Annotated in this window: 14 protein-coding genes; 4 read left to right on the plus strand and 10 right to left on the minus strand. The window is 67.6% G+C overall.

What is annotated here, in order from left to right; genetic code table 11:
- Positions 1 to 86: 86 nt before the first annotated feature.
- On the minus strand, positions 87 to 572 hold the full coding sequence (locus tag ACNFJ7_RS03830) for a hypothetical protein (RefSeq protein WP_019367888.1): 486 nt from the start codon (positions 570 to 572) through the stop codon (positions 87 to 89).
- Between the two features lie 36 nt (positions 573 to 608).
- Positions 609 to 1568: a sterol desaturase family protein gene (locus ACNFJ7_RS03835; protein ID WP_019367887.1), complete on the minus strand. Its 960-nt coding sequence runs from the start codon at positions 1566 to 1568 to the stop codon at positions 609 to 611.
- Positions 1569 to 1694: 126 nt separating this feature from the next.
- On the opposite strand from ACNFJ7_RS03835, the gene ACNFJ7_RS03840 reads away from it, so the two are divergent.
- Positions 1695 to 2600, plus strand: coding sequence for an MBL fold metallo-hydrolase (locus tag ACNFJ7_RS03840; protein WP_019367886.1), 906 nt, complete (start codon positions 1695 to 1697; stop codon positions 2598 to 2600).
- Between the two features lie 6 nt (positions 2601 to 2606).
- Here the strand turns inward: ACNFJ7_RS03840 and atzF are convergent, their stop codons facing one another.
- The 8 genes from atzF to ACNFJ7_RS03880 are packed head-to-tail and all read right to left on the minus strand — an operon-like array spanning position 2607 to position 12603.
- On the minus strand, positions 2607 to 4364 hold the full coding sequence (gene atzF / locus ACNFJ7_RS03845; RefSeq protein ID WP_019367885.1) for an allophanate hydrolase: 1758 nt from the start codon (positions 4362 to 4364) through the stop codon (positions 2607 to 2609).
- Positions 4361 to 7963 (minus strand): urea carboxylase, encoded by a 3603-nt coding sequence (uca, locus tag ACNFJ7_RS03850; protein ID WP_019367884.1) that lies wholly within the window; start codon positions 7961 to 7963, stop codon positions 4361 to 4363. Before uca ends, atzF begins: the two co-directional genes overlap by 4 nt.
- Positions 7960 to 8595, minus strand: coding sequence for an urea amidolyase associated protein UAAP2 (locus ACNFJ7_RS03855; RefSeq protein WP_019367883.1), 636 nt, complete (start codon positions 8593 to 8595; stop codon positions 7960 to 7962). The genes uca and ACNFJ7_RS03855 overlap by 4 nt, the downstream gene beginning before the upstream one ends.
- Complete coding sequence (locus ACNFJ7_RS03860; RefSeq protein ID WP_019367882.1) at positions 8595 to 9413, minus strand: urea amidolyase associated protein UAAP1; 819 nt, start codon at positions 9411 to 9413, stop codon at positions 8595 to 8597. Before ACNFJ7_RS03860 ends, ACNFJ7_RS03855 begins: the two co-directional genes overlap by 1 nt.
- Positions 9410 to 9853, minus strand: coding sequence for a CopG family ribbon-helix-helix protein (locus ACNFJ7_RS03865; RefSeq protein WP_173644879.1), 444 nt, complete (start codon positions 9851 to 9853; stop codon positions 9410 to 9412). The genes ACNFJ7_RS03860 and ACNFJ7_RS03865 overlap by 4 nt, the downstream gene beginning before the upstream one ends.
- Positions 9854 to 9891: 38 nt before the next feature.
- Positions 9892 to 10698: an ATP-binding cassette domain-containing protein gene (locus tag ACNFJ7_RS03870; protein ID WP_019367881.1), complete on the minus strand. Its 807-nt coding sequence runs from the start codon at positions 10696 to 10698 to the stop codon at positions 9892 to 9894.
- On the minus strand, positions 10695 to 11510 hold the full coding sequence (locus tag ACNFJ7_RS03875) for an ABC transporter permease (RefSeq protein ID WP_019367880.1): 816 nt from the start codon (positions 11508 to 11510) through the stop codon (positions 10695 to 10697). Before ACNFJ7_RS03875 ends, ACNFJ7_RS03870 begins: the two co-directional genes overlap by 4 nt.
- Before the next feature lie 13 nt (positions 11511 to 11523).
- The gene (locus ACNFJ7_RS03880; RefSeq protein ID WP_019367879.1) at positions 11524 to 12603 is read right to left on the minus strand and encodes a putative urea ABC transporter substrate-binding protein; all 1080 of its coding nucleotides are present in this window, start codon (positions 12601 to 12603) and stop codon (positions 11524 to 11526) included.
- Between the two features lie 220 nt (positions 12604 to 12823).
- Between ACNFJ7_RS03880 and ACNFJ7_RS03885 the strand changes: the two genes are divergently transcribed.
- From ACNFJ7_RS03885 to ACNFJ7_RS03895, 3 genes are read left to right on the plus strand one after another with little or no spacing between them, the layout of a single operon-like run.
- Positions 12824 to 14386: a hybrid sensor histidine kinase/response regulator gene (locus ACNFJ7_RS03885; protein WP_019367878.1), complete on the plus strand. Its 1563-nt coding sequence runs from the start codon at positions 12824 to 12826 to the stop codon at positions 14384 to 14386.
- Positions 14376 to 15293 carry a DNA-binding response regulator gene (locus ACNFJ7_RS03890; protein WP_019367877.1) on the plus strand — a complete coding sequence of 306 codons (918 nt, stop codon included), beginning with the start codon at positions 14376 to 14378 and terminating at the stop codon, positions 15291 to 15293. Before ACNFJ7_RS03885 ends, ACNFJ7_RS03890 begins: the two co-directional genes overlap by 11 nt.
- Entirely contained in the window at positions 15290 to 16849 is a 1560-nt protein-coding gene (locus tag ACNFJ7_RS03895) for a tetratricopeptide repeat-containing sulfotransferase family protein (RefSeq protein ID WP_019367876.1), read from the plus strand. Before ACNFJ7_RS03890 ends, ACNFJ7_RS03895 begins: the two co-directional genes overlap by 4 nt.
- Positions 16850 to 16891: the final 42 nt, after the last annotated feature.

Genomic DNA, 16891 nt, shown 5'->3' on the forward strand with positions numbered 1-16891 from the left:
CGGTTAACGGCCGCAAAAGAAAGGTGTTCGCCGCGGCGCGCCTGGGTTCGCGGCATCAGTGGAAACCGCGCGCCACGGAAGGTGCGTCAGATCGGTACGCCGGCTTCGGCCGAAGCGGCAGCGGGCGCCGCGATTGCTGCAGCATCCCCCAGCGCACGGGTGAACAGCCTGTGCGCCTGGCGCTGTTCAATGAAGCGACCGGCGATATATAGCAGCACGAAGATGCCGGCAAAACTGTATCCTGAGATCTTCAGGCTCGGCACACCCAGGGCTACCGCTAGGAAGGGCAGAGGCGCGATGAAGCACCAAAGGAGCGGCTTGCTGCTCATCGCATAGTGGAGTGCGGGTGCGCTTCCGCCGGAAAGGGTCAGCCTGCCGGTCTCGAACGAAGCCAGCTTGTCCTGCGAATCGGGATTTTCCTTGTGAAAGATAAGTGCGCCGTCGACGATCTCGGTCGTCGTGCCCCGTTCCTGGAACAGGCCTTCCAGCCGACCGAAAAGCTCGGCGCTTGATCGCGGAGACGCAAGCGGGATGCTTCCGCGGACACGCCAGATCCAGTCGATGATGCGCATAGCCAAGCCTTTTTCAGAAGAGCGACGGAGGCGGTCCTATTCGGCGGGTACGGCGGCTGCCGTCCGCGAAAGCCGCCATTTCTTCACCTGATCGACCATCGGGTAGAAGGGGTAGAGCATCTGGTCCTTGATGGGCAGGCGACGGCAATCATCGAGCCCGACCCGTTCCGACTGCGAGTCGACGCAGGTGCCGAAGATGCGGTCGATAAAGATGAAGGTGTTGGCGTAGTTGGTGCGGCTGCTGTCGTAATCCGGCGAATGGTGCAGGCTGTGATGCTCGACCGTGTTGAACAGATAGGACCACCAACGCGGCGTGTTGAAACGGATGTTCGCGTGGGTATAGGCGCCCACCGCCATGCCGATGCCGCCGGCGAGCAGCGCGGCGCGCGGCAGGAAATCGAAGAACCCCCCAAAGCTAAGCCCGATCAGGAACAGTTCGATCGGGTTGCCAACGGAGCCCTTCAGCGCGTTGAGCTGCGTAATATGGTGGTGCGGCGCATGGGTCAGCCACAGCGGATACCAGTTGTGCATGCCGCGATGCATCCAATACTGGCCGAAATCGAAGATTAGCAGGATAGCGAGCGCCTGGAACAGGATCGGGATCTGGGCGGCCCAGGCGGTCTTAATGTGGAAATAGCCTTTGATGGCGTCGATAATCGCGTCATCGCCAAAGTTCTTTCCGACATATTTCACCAGCGTATAGCTGATCGCGACATAGAAGACGTCGCTGGCCAGCTCCTTCCAGGTGAGCCGCCAGCTGGCGTGCCGCTCGCTGATGCGCTCCATGCCCAGCAGGCACAGCTTGAAGACGATGCCGATGCCTACTGCGGTGGCCGGCTTGGCAATCGAATCCGGCGCGAAGGTCCAGAACAGGATCATTGCCACCAGCATGGCCGGCTGGAAATGGGTGAAGACGAAGCGCTTGATCGGCCCGCCTTGCACGCCGGTCGCCTCGTTCAGGTTCGAAACGTTCAGGTTCGAAACAGCTGCATCCATGACTGCGCCCGGTCCTCTTAGTGACTCCGATGAAACCAAGATGACCGAAAGCAGCGCGACATGCCGTAAGTCGTTTGACGTAGCAGGCGATTCAACGGCTTGTCCGGCCTGCTTGCCTGGCCCAGCATGCCGCGTATGCACCGATTTCGCCGATCGCTTTTGCTCACGCTGGCCACCTTTGCTCTGCTCGGGGCGGAGGACCCGAAGCCGCTTGCCTTCAAGCCCTGGATCAACGGCACGCAGGCGCGCGAACCCGAAACGCAGGTGCAGGCGATCGACGGCGACACCTTCGTGATCCGCCAATCGGTGCAGACCAATTTTGAAGCGCCTTTCCTATACCTGCTCTTCGGCCGCGAGCGGGTGCTGCTCCTCGATAGCGGCGCTGGCGGGCTGCAGATCCGGCCGACGATCGACCGGCTGATCGCGGACTGGCGCGCCAGGCACGGCGAGCGACCGATCCGGCTGATTGTGGCGCACTCGCACAGCCATGGCGACCATCATGCCGGCGACGACGAGTTCCGCGCGCGGCCGGATACCGATGTGGTGGGATTGAAACCCACTGAAGTCGCTGCGTTCTTCGGCTTCACCGATTGGCCACAGAGCGTGGCGCGGTTTGACCTCGGGGGCCGGACGTTAGACGTGCTGGCGACGCCTGGCCACCAGCCGGCGCACATCATGGTCTATGATGCGCGGACTCGGCTGCTGTTCTCGGGGGACATGCTTTATCCGGGACGGCTCTACGTGCCGCTCAACCATTTCGACGATTTCCGGGGGAGTGCCGAGCGGCTGGCGGCGTTTGCTAGGACGCACCGGATCCGTGCGCTGCTCGGCGCGCATATCGAAATGACGACCACCCCGGCCAAGGATTATGCGATGGAGGCTCCGGTGCATGCCGACGAACATCCGCTCCCGTTGGCGCCTTCCGCGATCGAGGAACTGCGCGCCGCCGTAGCCAAGGCCGGGCCTGTGCCGGTGGTGGACCGGCACGCGGACTTCATCGTCTATCCGGTGCCGGCCCGCCCGAACGACTGAGCGGGCTCAGCCCCGCGCGATATACGCCCGCCAGCCGCCCAGCGCGGTGATGTCCTCGGCGCCGGTCATCGCGCGCGGTTCGGCGACGAAGCCCTTGACCATGCTGCCATCGGCCAGCGTCACCGTGCCGATCGCGAGCGGCGGCGGCACTTCGGCGACGAAGCTGCCGAACGCGGCCATGTCGAGCTCGTAGACTTCCAGCGCGATCGCCGCACCGCCGTCTTCGCTGTAAACCAGCGCCGGCTTGGGCGGCACGCTTTCCGCCATGGCATAGAGCTTGTAGGTCGGCGCGGTGGTAGTCGCCTCGACGAACTTCGCGTCGCGCGAGGTCAGCTGCCAGTGGAGCGGCATGCCTTCGAGATGGGCGCCTACGACCGCGAGCTTCACCGTTTCCATCCGTCCCTCCAGGTCCAGCGGCGGCGGGGATGCCGGCGCGGGGAAAAATGCGTTGGCCGCGTCGATCAGCGCGCGATCGGTGCCTGCCGGGCCCATCAGCGTCACGCCGAAGCCGACACCGCTGGCATAGCTGCCGGCGGGAACCGCGATCGCCGCCATGTCGAGCAGGTTCACGAAATTGGTATAGGCGCCGAGGCTCGCATTGAGCGCGATGGGTGCTTCGAGCATCTCCGCCACGCGGTAGCTGGTCGGCGCGGTGGGGAGGGCGATCAGGTCGACCTTCTCCCACATCGCCTCGGCGATGCGGGCGAGTTCGGCGAGGCGATAGGCGCCGTTGAACGCATCGATCGCGCTGTAGCCGAAGCCGCCCTCGACAATCTCGCGCACCACCGGGTGGATCGCGTCGGGGTTGTCCAGCAGCAGGCCCTGCAGCGCGGCGGTGCGCTCGGCGACCCAGGGGCCATCGTAGAGCAGGCGGGCGGCTTCATCGAGCGGGGCGAGGTCGATCTCGACCAGTTCGGCATCGAGGCCGGCCAGCGCCGTGCGATAGAGATATTCGGACTCGATGTCGCCGAACCAGCGGCATTGCTCGGCGCGCGGCACGCCGATGCGGCGATGCGCGCGGGGCAGATCGGGCAGCGCGCGGGAGAGCGCGTCCGTCGCGTCGAAGCCGGCGGCAATGGTGTCCACCAGCGCGGCGTCTTCGGTGCTGCCCGCGAACACGGTGATGCAATCGAGCGTGCGGCAGGCGGGGACGAGGCCGGTGCTGCTCCAGCGGCCCTTGCTGGGCTTGAGGCCGACGAGATGGTTGAACGCGGCGGGTACGCGGCCCGAGCCCGCGGTGTCGGTGCCGAGCGCGAAGGCGACCAGCCCCGCGGCGACCGCCACCGCCGAGCCCGAGCTGGAGCCGCCGCTTACCCAGGCGCGGTTATAGGCGTTGCGCGGAATGCCATAGGGGCTGCGCGTGCCGTTGAGCCCGGTGGCGAACTGGTCGAGATTGGCCTTGCCCACCGGGATCGCCCCGGCGGCTACCAGCTTCGCAACCACGGTGGCCGAGTGTTCGGGCTGGTAGGCGAAGGCCGGGCAGGCAGCGGTGGTGGCGAGGCCCGCGAGATCGATATTGTCCTTCACCGCGAAGGGTACGCCCGCCAGCGGCAGCGTTTCTCCCGCGGCTATCCGGGCATCCACCGCAGTGGCGACGGCACGCAGCGCCTCGGGCTCGAACCGCGCAATCCACACGGCAGGCTGGATGGCGTCATAGGCGTCGAGCCGCGCCAGCACGTCCTCGATCACCGCGAGCGCACTGCGCTCGCCCGCCTGCACCTCGGCGGCGATGGCCGCGACCGAGAGCCGGTCGAGCGCCGTCATGCCCGCACCAGCGCCAGCACCGGCGAGCCCGGGGTGACGGTCTGCCGCTCGGCGACATAGAGTGCTGCCACCGTACCCGCTGCCGGGCTGGTGACCGGAAACTCCATCTTCATCGCTTCGAGCACGGCGATGGTCTCGCCTGCGTCGATCGGGTCGCCGACCTCCTTGAGCAGTTTCCACACGCTGCCGCCGAACGGCGCTTCGACCAGTTCGGCGCCTTCCGGCACCGTCACCGCCGCGTCGGCGCTGTCGTCGGCACTTTCGGTCAAGCTGGCGACGCGATCGAACTCGCCCTTGCGTTCCCAGTCGGCGCGCTCGGCGGCGAAGGCGGCGTTGCGCTGCTTCTCGAATGCGGCGATCGAGCGGGCATTCTCGGCCAGGAACGCGCGATAGTCGGAAAGCCGGAACTCGGTTTCCTCGATCTTGATCTCGCGGCGCCCGAGCGGGAAGTCGCGCCGCCACTCGGTCAGCTCTTCATGGCTGACGGGAAAGAAGCGGATCTGGTCGAAGAAGCGCAGCAGCCACGGCTTGCCCTCGGCGAAGGCGCCGGTCTGGCGATAGGTGTTCCACACCTGGATGGTGCGCCCGAACAGCTGGTAGCCGCCCGGACCCTCCATGCCATAGATGCACATATACGCGCCGCCGATGCCCACCACGTTGGGCGGTGTCCAGGTGCGGGCCGGGTTGTACTTGGTGGTGACGAGCCGGTGGCGCGGATCGATCGGCGTGGCGACCGGCGCGCCCAGATACACGTCGCCCAGGCCATAGACGAGGTAGCTGGCGTCGAAGATGATCCGGTGGACCTCCTCGGCGCTTTCCAGCCCGTTGGCGCGCCGGATGAACTCGATATTGTCCGGGCACCAGGGCGCATCGTCGCGGACCACGCGCATATAGCGCTGGATCGTCTCGTGGATCGCGGGGTCGTTCCAGCTGAGCGGCAGATGGACGATGCGCGAGGGGATGACGAAATCCTCGAGATCGCCGAGCGCGTCCTCGATTTGCGTCAGCCGCTCGATCAGCGCCGCTTCCTTCAAGCGGATGCCGTCGATATGCACCTGGAAGGAGCGGATGCCCGGCACGATGTCGAGGATGCCCGGCAGCGCGAGTTCGGCAAGCGCGGTGGTCGCGGCATGGACGCGCAGGCGCAGCTCGAGGTCGAGCGTGATCGGGCCATATTCGATCAGCAGGTTGCGATCGCCCTGGCGGCGGAACAGCACGCGCGGGCGGCGGCCCTTGGCCGGCAGGTCGACCAGGATCGCATCGCGTCCGCCGCCCTTGGCGGGGTGCGTCGCGGTGGCGGCGCGGCCTTCGATCCACGCCTCTTCGACTGCTGCGGCGGCATCGGCCTCGTCGAGGCTGACCTGCTCGAACTGGATGCGGTCGCCGGGTGCGAGCTGGCCGACCTTCCACAGATCCGCCGCGATCACCACGAACGGGCAGACGAAGCCGCCGAGCGAGGGTCCGTCGGGGCCGAGGATGATTGGCATGTCGCCGGTGAAATCCAGCGCGCCGATCGCATAGGGGTTATCGTGGATGTTCGACGGGTGGAGCCCTGCCTCGCCGCCATCCTTGCGGGCCCAGTGCGGCTTGGGGCCGACCAGCCGCACGCCGGTGCGGTTGCTGTTGTAGTGGACGCGCCATTCGGCCGAGAGGATCGTGTCGACATCCTCCGGCGCAAAGAAATCGGGGGCGCCGTGGGGGCCGTAGAGGACGCGGATCGTCCAGTCAGGGCCGAGCTGCTCCTGCTCCACCACGCGCGGGCCGGGGATGACGGCCGGGGCATGATCGGTCAGGTGCAGCGTGTCGCCGACGCGGAGCACGCGCCCGCCATGGCCGCCGAACTCGCCGAGATCGAAGGTGCTGGCGCTGCCGAGATAGCTCGGCACGTCGAGCCCGCCGGCGAACAGGATATAGCCGCGCATGCCGCCGCCGGTGACGCGGCCGAGCGCGAGCGTCTGGCCCTCGGCGATCGCGACAGGCTTGTTGCGCGGTACCGGGGCACCATCGAGCGTCGCGGCGAAGTCGGCGCCGGTGAGGACGATGCGAGTCGCGGTGTTGAACTGGAGCGTCGGGCCGGTGGCGGTCATCTCCAGCCCGGGCGCGGTGCTGTCGTTGCCGAGCAGCATGTTGCCGAGCCGGAAGGCACGGGCGTCCATCGGGCCCGAGGGCGGCACGCCGATGTCCCACAGGCCGACGCGGCCGGGATAATCCTGCACGCTGGTCGCGGTGCCGGCCGAGCGGACGACGATGCTCTGCGGGCGATGGACCACCGTTTCCAGCGAGCGCGTCGAGACGTCGCCGGTGACGAAGTCTTCGCTGCGGGCCACGTCGCGCAGCCAGCGGACATTGGTCTCGATGCCGGCGAAGCGGGTGTGGTCGAGCGCCGCCTGCATCGCCGCGACGGCGGACTCGCGGTCCTCGCCGTGGACGATCAGCTTGGCGAGCATCGGGTCGTAGAAGGAGGAGACGGCGCTGCCCGATTCCACCCAGCTTTCGACGCGGGCGCCTTCGGGGAACGCCACGTCGGTGAGCGTGCCCGAGGCGGGGCGGAAGTCGACCGCCGGATCCTCGGCATAGAGCCGCGCCTGGATCGACCAGCCCCTGGGGGCGGGGACGGGGGTGTCGAGGAAGCTGTAGTCGCCGCCTGCGCCGCGGACCATCCATTCGACCAGGTCGACGCCGGTCACTTCCTCGGTGACGCCGTGCTCGACCTGGAGGCGCGTGTTCACTTCGAGGAAGAACCAGTCCTCGCGCGCCGGATCGTAGAGGAACTCGACCGTGCCGGCGGAGCGATAATTGGCCGCCCGGCCAAGGCGCACCGCCGCCTCGATCAGCGCCGCGCGGACGCGTTCGGGGAGGTGCGGGGCGGGGGCCTCTTCCACCACCTTCTGGTTGCGGCGCTGAAGCGAGCAGTCGCGCTCGCCGAGCGCCACGACGCGGCCCTGCCCGTCGCCGAAGATCTGCACTTCGACATGCCGCGCGCGCGGCACGAAGCGTTCGAGGAACAGCCCGGCATCGCCGAAATTGCCGGCACCCAGGCGGGCCACCGCGGCATAGCCGTCGCGCACCGCCTGTTCGTCCGCGCAGACGCGCATGCCGATGCCGCCGCCGCCGGCGGTCGCCTTGAGCATCACCGGATAGCCGATGCGCTCCGCCGCTTCGAGCGCGGCCTCGACGCTGTCGAGCAGCCCGGTGCCGGGAGCGAGGGGGACGTTCTCCGCCTCCGCGAGCGCGCGGGCGCTGTGCTTGAGGCCGAAGGCGCGGATGCTGTCTGGGGTCGGGCCGATGAAGGCGATGCCGGCGGCTTCGCAGGCCTCGGCGAAAGCGGCGTTCTCGGAGAGGAAGCCATAGCCGGGGTGGATCGCGTCGGCGCCGGTTTCCTTGGCGGCTGCGAGGATGCGGGCGACGTCGAGATAGCTTTCCGCCGCCGGGCCCGGGCCGATCCGCACCGCGATGTCCGCAAGCGCGACGTGGCGCGAGGCCTCGTCGGCGTCGGAGAACACCGCGACCGAGCGGATGCCCATTGTTTTCAGCGTGCGGATGATCCGGCAGGCGATCGCCCCGCGATTGGCGATCAGGACCGTGCGCACGCCGCTCATGCGGTGACGATCATGCGGACGGGGGTGGGATTGAAGCCGTTGCAGGGATTGTTGATCTGCGGGCAATTCGAAACGACCACGGTCACATCCATTTCTGCGCGAAGGTCCACGGTAAGGCCGGGCGCCGAGATGCCGTCGACGATGCCCAGCGCGCCATCGGCCTCGACCGGCACGTTCATGAAGAAATTGACGTTCGACACGATGTCGCGCTTGCCCCGGCCGTCGCGGAGATTGGCTTCGAGGAAATTGTCGACACAGGCGTGCTGCGCCTTGGTGAAATGACCGTAGCGCAGCGTGTTGGACTCGCAGGAGCAGGCGCCGCCGATCGTGTCGTGGTATTCGACCGCCGTCGCGGTGATCGTCATCATCGGCCGGCCCTCGTTCGAGCGCAGCACGCTGCCGGTGCGCAGGAAGATATTGGCCTGCGCCGCGATCGTGTCCTGCGCGCTGTAGCGCTCGGCATCGTCGTGCGTGGCGTAGAGGAGGAAATCGACCGCCTGATTGCCTTCGAGATCGACGACGCGGAGCGTTTCGCCCGCTTTCACGCGGTGCAGCCAGGGCGCGCGGGCGGGGACGATCTCGTCATGGACCACCCGGCCGGTGAGGCCGGCAAGTGCCATATCCTGTTCCATCAGCGGCGGACCCAGTCTTCGGTGTTGAGGAAGGCGCGCTGCCGTTCGGGCGTCGCGTTGCGGATCGGATCTTCCTGCGCCGTCACCGGCCCGCGCCAGGCGGTGGCGCGCAGGGGCGTGACGGTCCAGGGCCGTGGATCGAGGACGTGCGGGCAATTGGCCAGCGCGACGATCAGGTCCATCTCGGCGCGGAGCACCAGCGCGCGGCCGGGGACGAACGGCCCGAGCTGCGGCTCGGTGGTGCCGTCGGCGGCGATGCGGACGCCCTTGAACAGGTTCACGCAGGGGTGGACGTCGCGGCGGGTGAGGCCGTGCTTGGCGGCACCGAGCAGCAGCCTGTCGCGGGCGTTCGGATACGGCCCCGAATTGCTGCCGTCGCCGTAGCGGCGGGTGTTCGACGCGGCGTTGGACGCGCCGCAGAACGCGTCGTGGGTGCCGGCGTCGTCCTGCTCGATGCTGGCGAGCACGCGGCCCATGTCGGAGAGGAACAGGCTGCCGGTGCCGAGATAGGCGTTCCACTGCACCTTCACCGTATCGGCGACGTTCAAGCGCTCGGTGGGCATCGCGGCGTTGAACAGCTGGAGCGAGGCGCAGGCGTCGCCGTGCAGGTCGATCAGCCGTAGTCGGGTGCCGCGCGCCAGCACGCGGCTGGCATAGCCGCCCGCGGCGATCGTCTCTTCCCAGACCAGATCCTCGGCGCGCACGCCCGCGGGCAGGTCGTCCGCCTTGGGCGGCAGGATCGGCATCGCCTCGACGACGGTGCCGGCCATCGCCCGCGCATGGTCGCGCGCGGCATTGGGGTCGGCGAGAATGCTCATGCCGCCTTGCTCCCTTTAGGGGCTGCCGCCTCGTCCTGCTCGTGGAGCGGGGGCAGCAGCGCGGTGGTGGTGAAGAGGCGCAGTTGCTGCACGCCGCGCACCTTGCGCAGCGCGTCGCACAGGTCGCGCAGCCGGCGGGCCGGCCCCTGGACCAGCAGCACCTCGAGCGACTGGTCGTCCTCCAGGAATACGTGCTGCGAGGAGATGACCTCCTTCAGATACTCGGCCTGGGTCTGCGCCAGCTGGTGGCGCACCCGGCCGAGATCGGCGCGGTAGACCAGCGTGATCGTGCCGGCGAGCATCTCCTCGGGGCGCGAGGCGGCGCTCTGCTCGGCCAGCTCGTCGCGGATCAGCTCGGCGATCAGCTGCGAGCGCGAGGGGAGGCCGCGATCCTCCACCATTTCATCGAGCTGGCGGAAAAGATCGGCGGGCAGGCTCATGCTGAGCCGCGCGAGGGTCGAGGAAGAGGTGGGTTCCTTCACAGTGATTCCTCTTTCCCGGTTATTACTGATTCTGTCAATCGTAATACTTCCTGCTGCGCCTCGACGATCGCCTCGCGCCGCTTGCGGGTGAGGTGGAGGTCGTAGACGGCGGTCGCGCCGTAGCGGTGCGGCGCGTGCGGATCGACGCGGCGCTTGTCGAAGGTGAGCACGCGGGTGCCGAGGTTGAACGCCTCGGAAATGTCGTGGGTGACCATCAGCACGGTGAGTGCATGCTCTTCCCAGAGCTTGAGGATCAGCCGGTGCATGTCCTGGCGGATGCCGGGATCGAGCGCGCCGAACGGCTCGTCGAGCAGCAGCACGCGTGGCCGGGCGATCAGCGCCTGGGCGATGGCGAGCCGCTGCTGCATGCCCCCGGAAAGCTGGGCGGGATAGAGGTCGAGCGCATCGCCCAGGCCCACTTCGGCGAGCATCGCGGCGGCCTCGTCGCGGGCCCGGCGGCGGGCGGCGCCGAACAGCCGGGCGGTAAAGGGCGCGCCGACGCATTCGCGCTCGAACATCACGTTCCTGAGTGCGGTCAGATGCGGGAACACCGAATAGCGCTGGAACACCACGCCGCGATCGGGGCCGCATTCGCCGGGGAGCGGCGTACCGTCGAGCAGGATCTTGCCCCGCGTGGGGCGTTCCTGGCCGAGCGCAAGGCGGAGAAAGCTGCTCTTGCCTGCCCCCGAAGGCCCGACGATCGAGACGAAGCTGCGCTCGGCGATGTCGAGATCGACCCGCTCCAGCACGATCTTGTCGCCATATTCGAGCCAGACATTCTGGAAGGAGAGGAGCGCGCTCATCGGGCGGCTCCGTGTGCCCAGGCGAAGGCGCGCTTGCTCAGCTGGGCCAGCGCCACGTCCATCAGGATGGCGAGGATCGAGATCCAGGCGACATACGGGATGATGATATCCATCGCCAGATAGCGCCGCACGAGGAAGATCCGGTAGCCGAGCCCGACGTCCGACGCGATCGCCTCGGCCGAGATCAGGTATACCCAGGCCGGCCCGAGCGAGAGGCGGATGCCCGCGATCAGCCGGGGCAGCGCCTGCGGCAGCGCGACGCGGAGCGCGAGCTGCCAGCTGCTCGCGCCGAGCGTCTGCGCCTTGATCAGCTGTTCCTGGGGAATCGCGGTGATGTGATCGGCGAGGTCGCGGATCAGGAAGGGGGTGACGCCGATGACGATCAGCGCGACCTTGGCGGTGTCGCCCAGCCCGAAGACGATGAACAGCACCGGCAGCAGCGCGATCGGCGGGATCACCGCGATCGTGGTGACGAACGCGCCGAAGGTGGCGCGGGCGGCGGGGAGCACGCCCAGCACCATGCCGACCAGTAGCGCCGAGAGCGCACAGATGCCGAGCGCGAGGCCCAGCCGCTCCAGGCTCGCCACCGTGTCCGCCCAGAAGATCAGCCGGCCGCTCAAGGGGTCGGCCTGGGCGAGCAGGCCGTGCATCGCCTCGACCATCGCGCCGGGTGTCGGCAGCAGCTTGTCCGAGGGATTCTCGGCGTGCCGCGCTGCCGAGGCGAAGAGGTAGACGATCGCCACCAGCAGTAGCGGCAGGCTCCCCAGCAGCCAGCCGGTGCGGCGGCGAGGTCGGATGTTCACCCAGCGCATATTCGGACCGGCCTCAGAGCTTGCCGGCCGCAGCCAGCTCCATATAGGTCGGGTCGAAGCGCAGCTTGACGTTGTTGGCGTCGCCGATCGTCTTGCCCGGCACCGAAATGCCGATCGCGTCGGCGGACTTGGCGCCCTGGCCGAAAAGCCCCTTGGAGAAGCTGAAGTCGCGCACCTTCACCATGGTGGCGCCGATCGCCGGAGACTTCACGGCGGCAAGGGCATCCTGCGGCGTACCGTAAAGATGCGTGGTGGCAAGCTGTGCGTCGAACGCCTCCGGCGTCGCGCCGGCGAGCTTGGCCATCGCCGCGCGGGCGGCGGCGCCAGCGGCGTCCTTCTTCTGCATCAGCTGGATCGTCTCGTACCAGATGCCGGCCAGTGCCTTGCCGAGGTTCGGATTGGCCTTGAGCGTCGCAGTGTCGACCGCGAGCAGGTCGAGGATCTCGGCGGGCACCTGGCTCGAATCGAATACCTTCGTAGCACCCGGCAGCTTGGCGACTTCGGTAAGCTGCGGGTTCCAGGTGACCACGGCGGTTGCGGCCGGGTTGGCGAAGGCGCCGACGATATCCGCGTCCGAGGTGTTGACCGTCTTCACGTCGGACAGCTGCAAGCCTACCGTGGAGAGGCCGCGCGCGAGCAGATAATGCGAGACCGACAACTCGACGAGATAGACGGTGCGGCCCTTGATGTCCGCCAGGCTCTTGGCGTTCTTGAGGACGATGCCGTCATTGCCGTTCGAATAGTCGCCGAGGATGATCGCGCTGGTATCCTTGCCGCCCGCGGCCGGGATGGTGAGCGCGTCCATGTTGGTGACGGTGACGCCGTCCAGCTTGCCGGCGTTGAACTGGTTCACCGATTCGACGTAGTCATTGACCTGCACGAAGTGGATCTTCACGCCGTACTTGTCGGCCCATTTCTTCACGATTCCGGCCTGTTCGGCATAGGGCCAGGGCATCCAGCCCGCATAGATCGACCAGCCGATGTTGAAGTCGGTGCGCGGCTTTTGTGCATCGCCACCGCCGCCGCATGAGGCCGTTGCCAGCATCGCCATCGCCGCTACCGCTACCCGCGCCTTTGACACCCAGCTCGCCATGTTCGACCCCCATGTTCGTCGCGCTGAAAAGCGCGAATTTCAGCCGCCGGATGGTTGCGCCCGATATTACGTTTGCTCAATCCAGTAATACGACTTATAGACATGCTCCATGGCATGTGTCACCCGAAATCGTGATGCTGCAATGCGCCATTCAGGCATGGGATGGCCCCTCTCGGGCCGTTCGGACAAGTGTGTGGCGGGGGGGAGGGGCTGACGACCAATGGCGACGGCGCGCATCTTCTGGGCAGTTGGCCTCGGGCTGGCGCTTGCCGTTGCCGCTACCTTCGTCCGATTGTTCCTGAAGGCGCGCGACGGGCACCGCGCCGCCGAGCAGGCAAGCCTGCTCCAGACCGAGCGGCTTCACAACGAGATTGCGGCGCATCGCGAGACTGAAGCCGCGCTGCAGCGGGCCAAGGATGCTGCGGAGGCCGCAAATGCCGCCAAGACGCGCTACCTGGTCGCGGTGAGCCACGAAATTCGCTCGCCGCTCAACGCCATTTATGGATACGCCCAGCTATTGGAGCGCGGCGATACGATTCCTGCCGTCGAAGCGGGCGGGGTGATCCGCCGCTCGGCAGAGCATCTCACCAACCTCGTTGAAGGGCTGCTCGATATTTCCCGCGTTGAAAGCGGGGTGTTGCAGGTGCGGCAGGAACTGGTGCGGCTGCCCGCCCTGCTCGACCAGGTGGTCGAGATGTTCCGCGTCCAGGCTGCCGCCAAGGGGCTGTCGCTCGATTATGTGGTGGAGGGTCGGCTTCCCGCCTATGTCCGCACCGACGAGAAAAGGCTGCGGCAAATCCTGATCAACCTGCTGTCCAATGCGATCAAATATACCGATCAGGGCGGCGCCACGCTCACCGTCCGCTATCGCAGCCAGAGCGCTGCGATCGAGGTGCGCGATACCGGCACGGGCATTCCGGCCGAGGATCTGGAACGCATCTTCGAGCCGTTCGAGCGGGGCAGGGACACCGATGCGGCGATGCAGCCCGGTATCGGGCTTGGCCTGGCGATCACCCGGGTGCTGGCCCGCATCCTGGGCGGCGAAGTGACGGTGACCAGCGAACTGGGCAAGGGCAGCAGCTTCCTGCTGCGGCTGCTGCTCCCTGAGCCGATCGCCGCGCCGTCGGGTGCAGCCGCCTATCGGCGCGTCACCGGCTATCAGGGGCCTCGCAAGACGATCTTGGTGATCGACGACAGCCCCGCGCAAACGACGGTGGTGAACCACCTCCTGCGCCCGCTCGGCTTTTCGGTATTCGAAGCGGGCGGAGGCGCGGCAGGCCTCGCGCTTGCCGATCACTGTTCGCCCGATCTGGTGCTGCTCGACATCCAAATGCCGGGCACCAGCGGCTGGGACGTGGCCGAACAGCTCCGCGCGCGCTTCGGGCCGGCGTTGCGGATCGTGATGGTCTCCGCCAACGCGCATGAATTCCATGCCGGCCGTGACGGCCGTCGCGCGCACGATGCCTTTCTTACCAAGCCGGTGGATCTCGACGCGCTGCTCGACATGATCGCCCGCCAGCTGAGCCTCGACTGGATTGTCGAGGAAGCGGAAACCGTGGCGGCGCCGCGCCAGGCGGCGCGGGCGCTGCCGCCCTCGGCCGCCCCCTATCTCGAAGAGCTGCGCCGCTTTATGAAGCTCGGGCATGTCCGCGGAATCGAAACCACGCTGGTGACGCTGGAGAGGAACGTTCCCGAAAGCGCCGATCTTGTCGCGCGGCTGCGGCCGCAATTGCAGGCGTTCGATCTGCGCGGGCTGGCAAGGACACTCGACGATGTCGGCTAGCGATCCCGGCGCCACGATCCTGGTGGTGGACGACACGCCCGAATCGCTCCGCTTTCTCACGGCGACACTGGAGCAGGCGGGGATGACGGTGCTGATCGCGGTGGACGGGCTCGCCGCGCTCGACCTGCTCGAACATGGCACGCCGGACCTGATCCTGATGGACGCGGTGATGCCGGGGCTGGACGGGTTCAGCACCACCCGCCGCATCAAGGGCGACGGCCGCTTCCGCCACGTGCCGGTGATCTTCATGACCGGGCTCACCGAAAGCGAGCATGTCGTGCGCGGGCTTGATGCCGGCGCGGTCGATTATGTCCATAAGCCGATCGTCGTCGATGAGCTGCTAGCGCGCGTCTCGGTCCATCTCGCCAATGCGCGAATCGCGCAAAGCAGCCAGCTCGCGCTCGATACCGCCGGCCGGCCGTCCTTTGCCGTGGACGAGGTGGGGCGCACCAGCTGGCTGACCCCGCTCGCCGCCGACACGATCGAGCGGCTGTTTCCCGCCTGGTCGCCGCGCGATCTGCATCTGCCGGACGAACTGGCGGCGATCGTGCGGCGGTTGCAGGATCCGGCGGTGCCAGCGGGGGCGCAGGCCACGCTGCAACTGGGCGATAGCGCGCTTCAGTGCAGCTTTCTGCGTCAGACCAGCGCCAGCGAATGGCTGTTCCGCCTGATCGAGAAGCGCGAGGGCGATGCCGAACGCATCCTCGCCGAACGCCACGGACTCACGTCGCGTGAAGCGGAAGTGCTGGTATGGATCAGTCGCGGCAAGCAGAACCGCGAGATCAGCGAGATCCTCGAAATCAGCCCGCGCACCGTGAACAAGCATCTCGAGCAGATCTTCCAGAAGATGGGCGTCGAAAATCGCGCTTCGGCGACGGCGATCGCGGTGGCGACGCTGGCGGGATGAGCGGTGCGGCAGGGGCGCGGGCGGCGCTCGAGCAAGGGGATTTCGACCGGGCGGCGCGTATCGCCACCGCGTGCCTGAGCGCATCGGAAAGCGCAGCCGAAGCGGGGTTCGTGCTCGGCGTGATCGCGGCGGAGCAGGGACGGATCGGCGAGGCCATCCGGCGAATCGAAGCGGCGGTGGGGCAGGATCCGCGCAGCGAATATCGGGCGCAGCTCGCCCGGCTCTATACGCTGGTGCGCCGCGACGGCGATGCGGCGGTGCAGCTGGCGGCGACGGAGGCGAACCCGCCCGCGGATGCGCTGTCGCGAGATACGATCGGTTGCGTCTATGCCCGGCTGGGCGACCATGAAGCCGCGCTGCCGCACTTTGCGGTGGCGGTAGCGCTAGCGCCGGAGAACGACCAGTTTCTCTACAACCAGGCCGCGACGCTGAGCTTCCTCGGCCGCACCGACGATGCCGAAGGGGCGCTGGAGATGCTGCTCGCGCGCAGTCCCGATCATGCCCGCGCGCACCACCTCCTCGCGGGACTGCGCAAGCAGCGGGAGGATCGTAACCATGTCGTGCGACTGCAGGGCGCCCACGGCCGCGCGCAGGGGAGCGACCGGCTGTTGACCGGCTATGCGCTTGCGAAGGAACTGGAGGATATCGGCCGGGCGGACGAAGCGCTGGCCTGCTTGCTCGCCGTCAATACCGAGCATCGCGCTACGCTCGGCTATGATCCCGCGCGCGATGCGGCGATCGTCGAGGCCGTGGCGGCAAGTTGGCCCGCCTTTGCCGCCGCTCCCGCGACGGGCTGTCCCGAAGAGGCGCCCATCCTGATCATCGGCATGCCGCGCACCGGCACCACGCTGGTCGATCGCATCCTTGCCGCGCATCCGGCGGTGGAAAGCGTCGGCGAGCTTCAAGCGCTGCCGCTGGCGGTAAAGGCTGCCGCAGGTACGCGCAGCCGCACGGTGCTCGATCCTGAAACGCTGCACGCGGCCGCCAGCACCGATCTCGGCGCGATCGGCCGCGACTATCTGGCACGGGCGGAACATCATCGGCGCGCGCCGGAGCGACGCTTCGTCGACAAGTTTCCCGGCAACTTCCATTATGCCGGCATCGCGGCGCGGGCGCTGCCGAGTGCGGCGATCGTCTGCCTGCGTCGCAACCCCATGGACACGGTGCTGGCCAATTTCCGCAACCTGTTCGCGATCGGCTCGCGCTATTACGACTATAGTTATGATCTCCTGGAAATCGCCGCCTATGTCGCAGGCTTCGAACGATTGATGGCGCTTTGGCGGGCGGAACTGCCCGGCCGTATCCTGGAACTGCGCTACGAGGATCTCGTTGCCGATCAGGCCGGGCAGACACGGCGGCTGCTGGACCACTGCCGGCTCGACTGGAGCGATGCTTGCCTCGATTTCCATACGCAGGGCGGGGCGGTTTCCACCCCCAGCGCCGCGCAGGTGCGCCGCCCGATCTACGGCGACTCGGTGGCGCGATGGCGGCGGCACGCGGCGGCGCTGGCACCCGTCGCCGCCTATTTTACCGCGCACGGCATCGCTATCGACTGACGGTCGCGTACGTCAAACGCCTCATGGTGCTGACCGGCGACG

This window comes from Sphingomonas sp. HT-1 (assembly GCF_048568905.1).
Lineage (GTDB): Bacteria > Pseudomonadota > Alphaproteobacteria > Sphingomonadales > Sphingomonadaceae > Sphingomonas.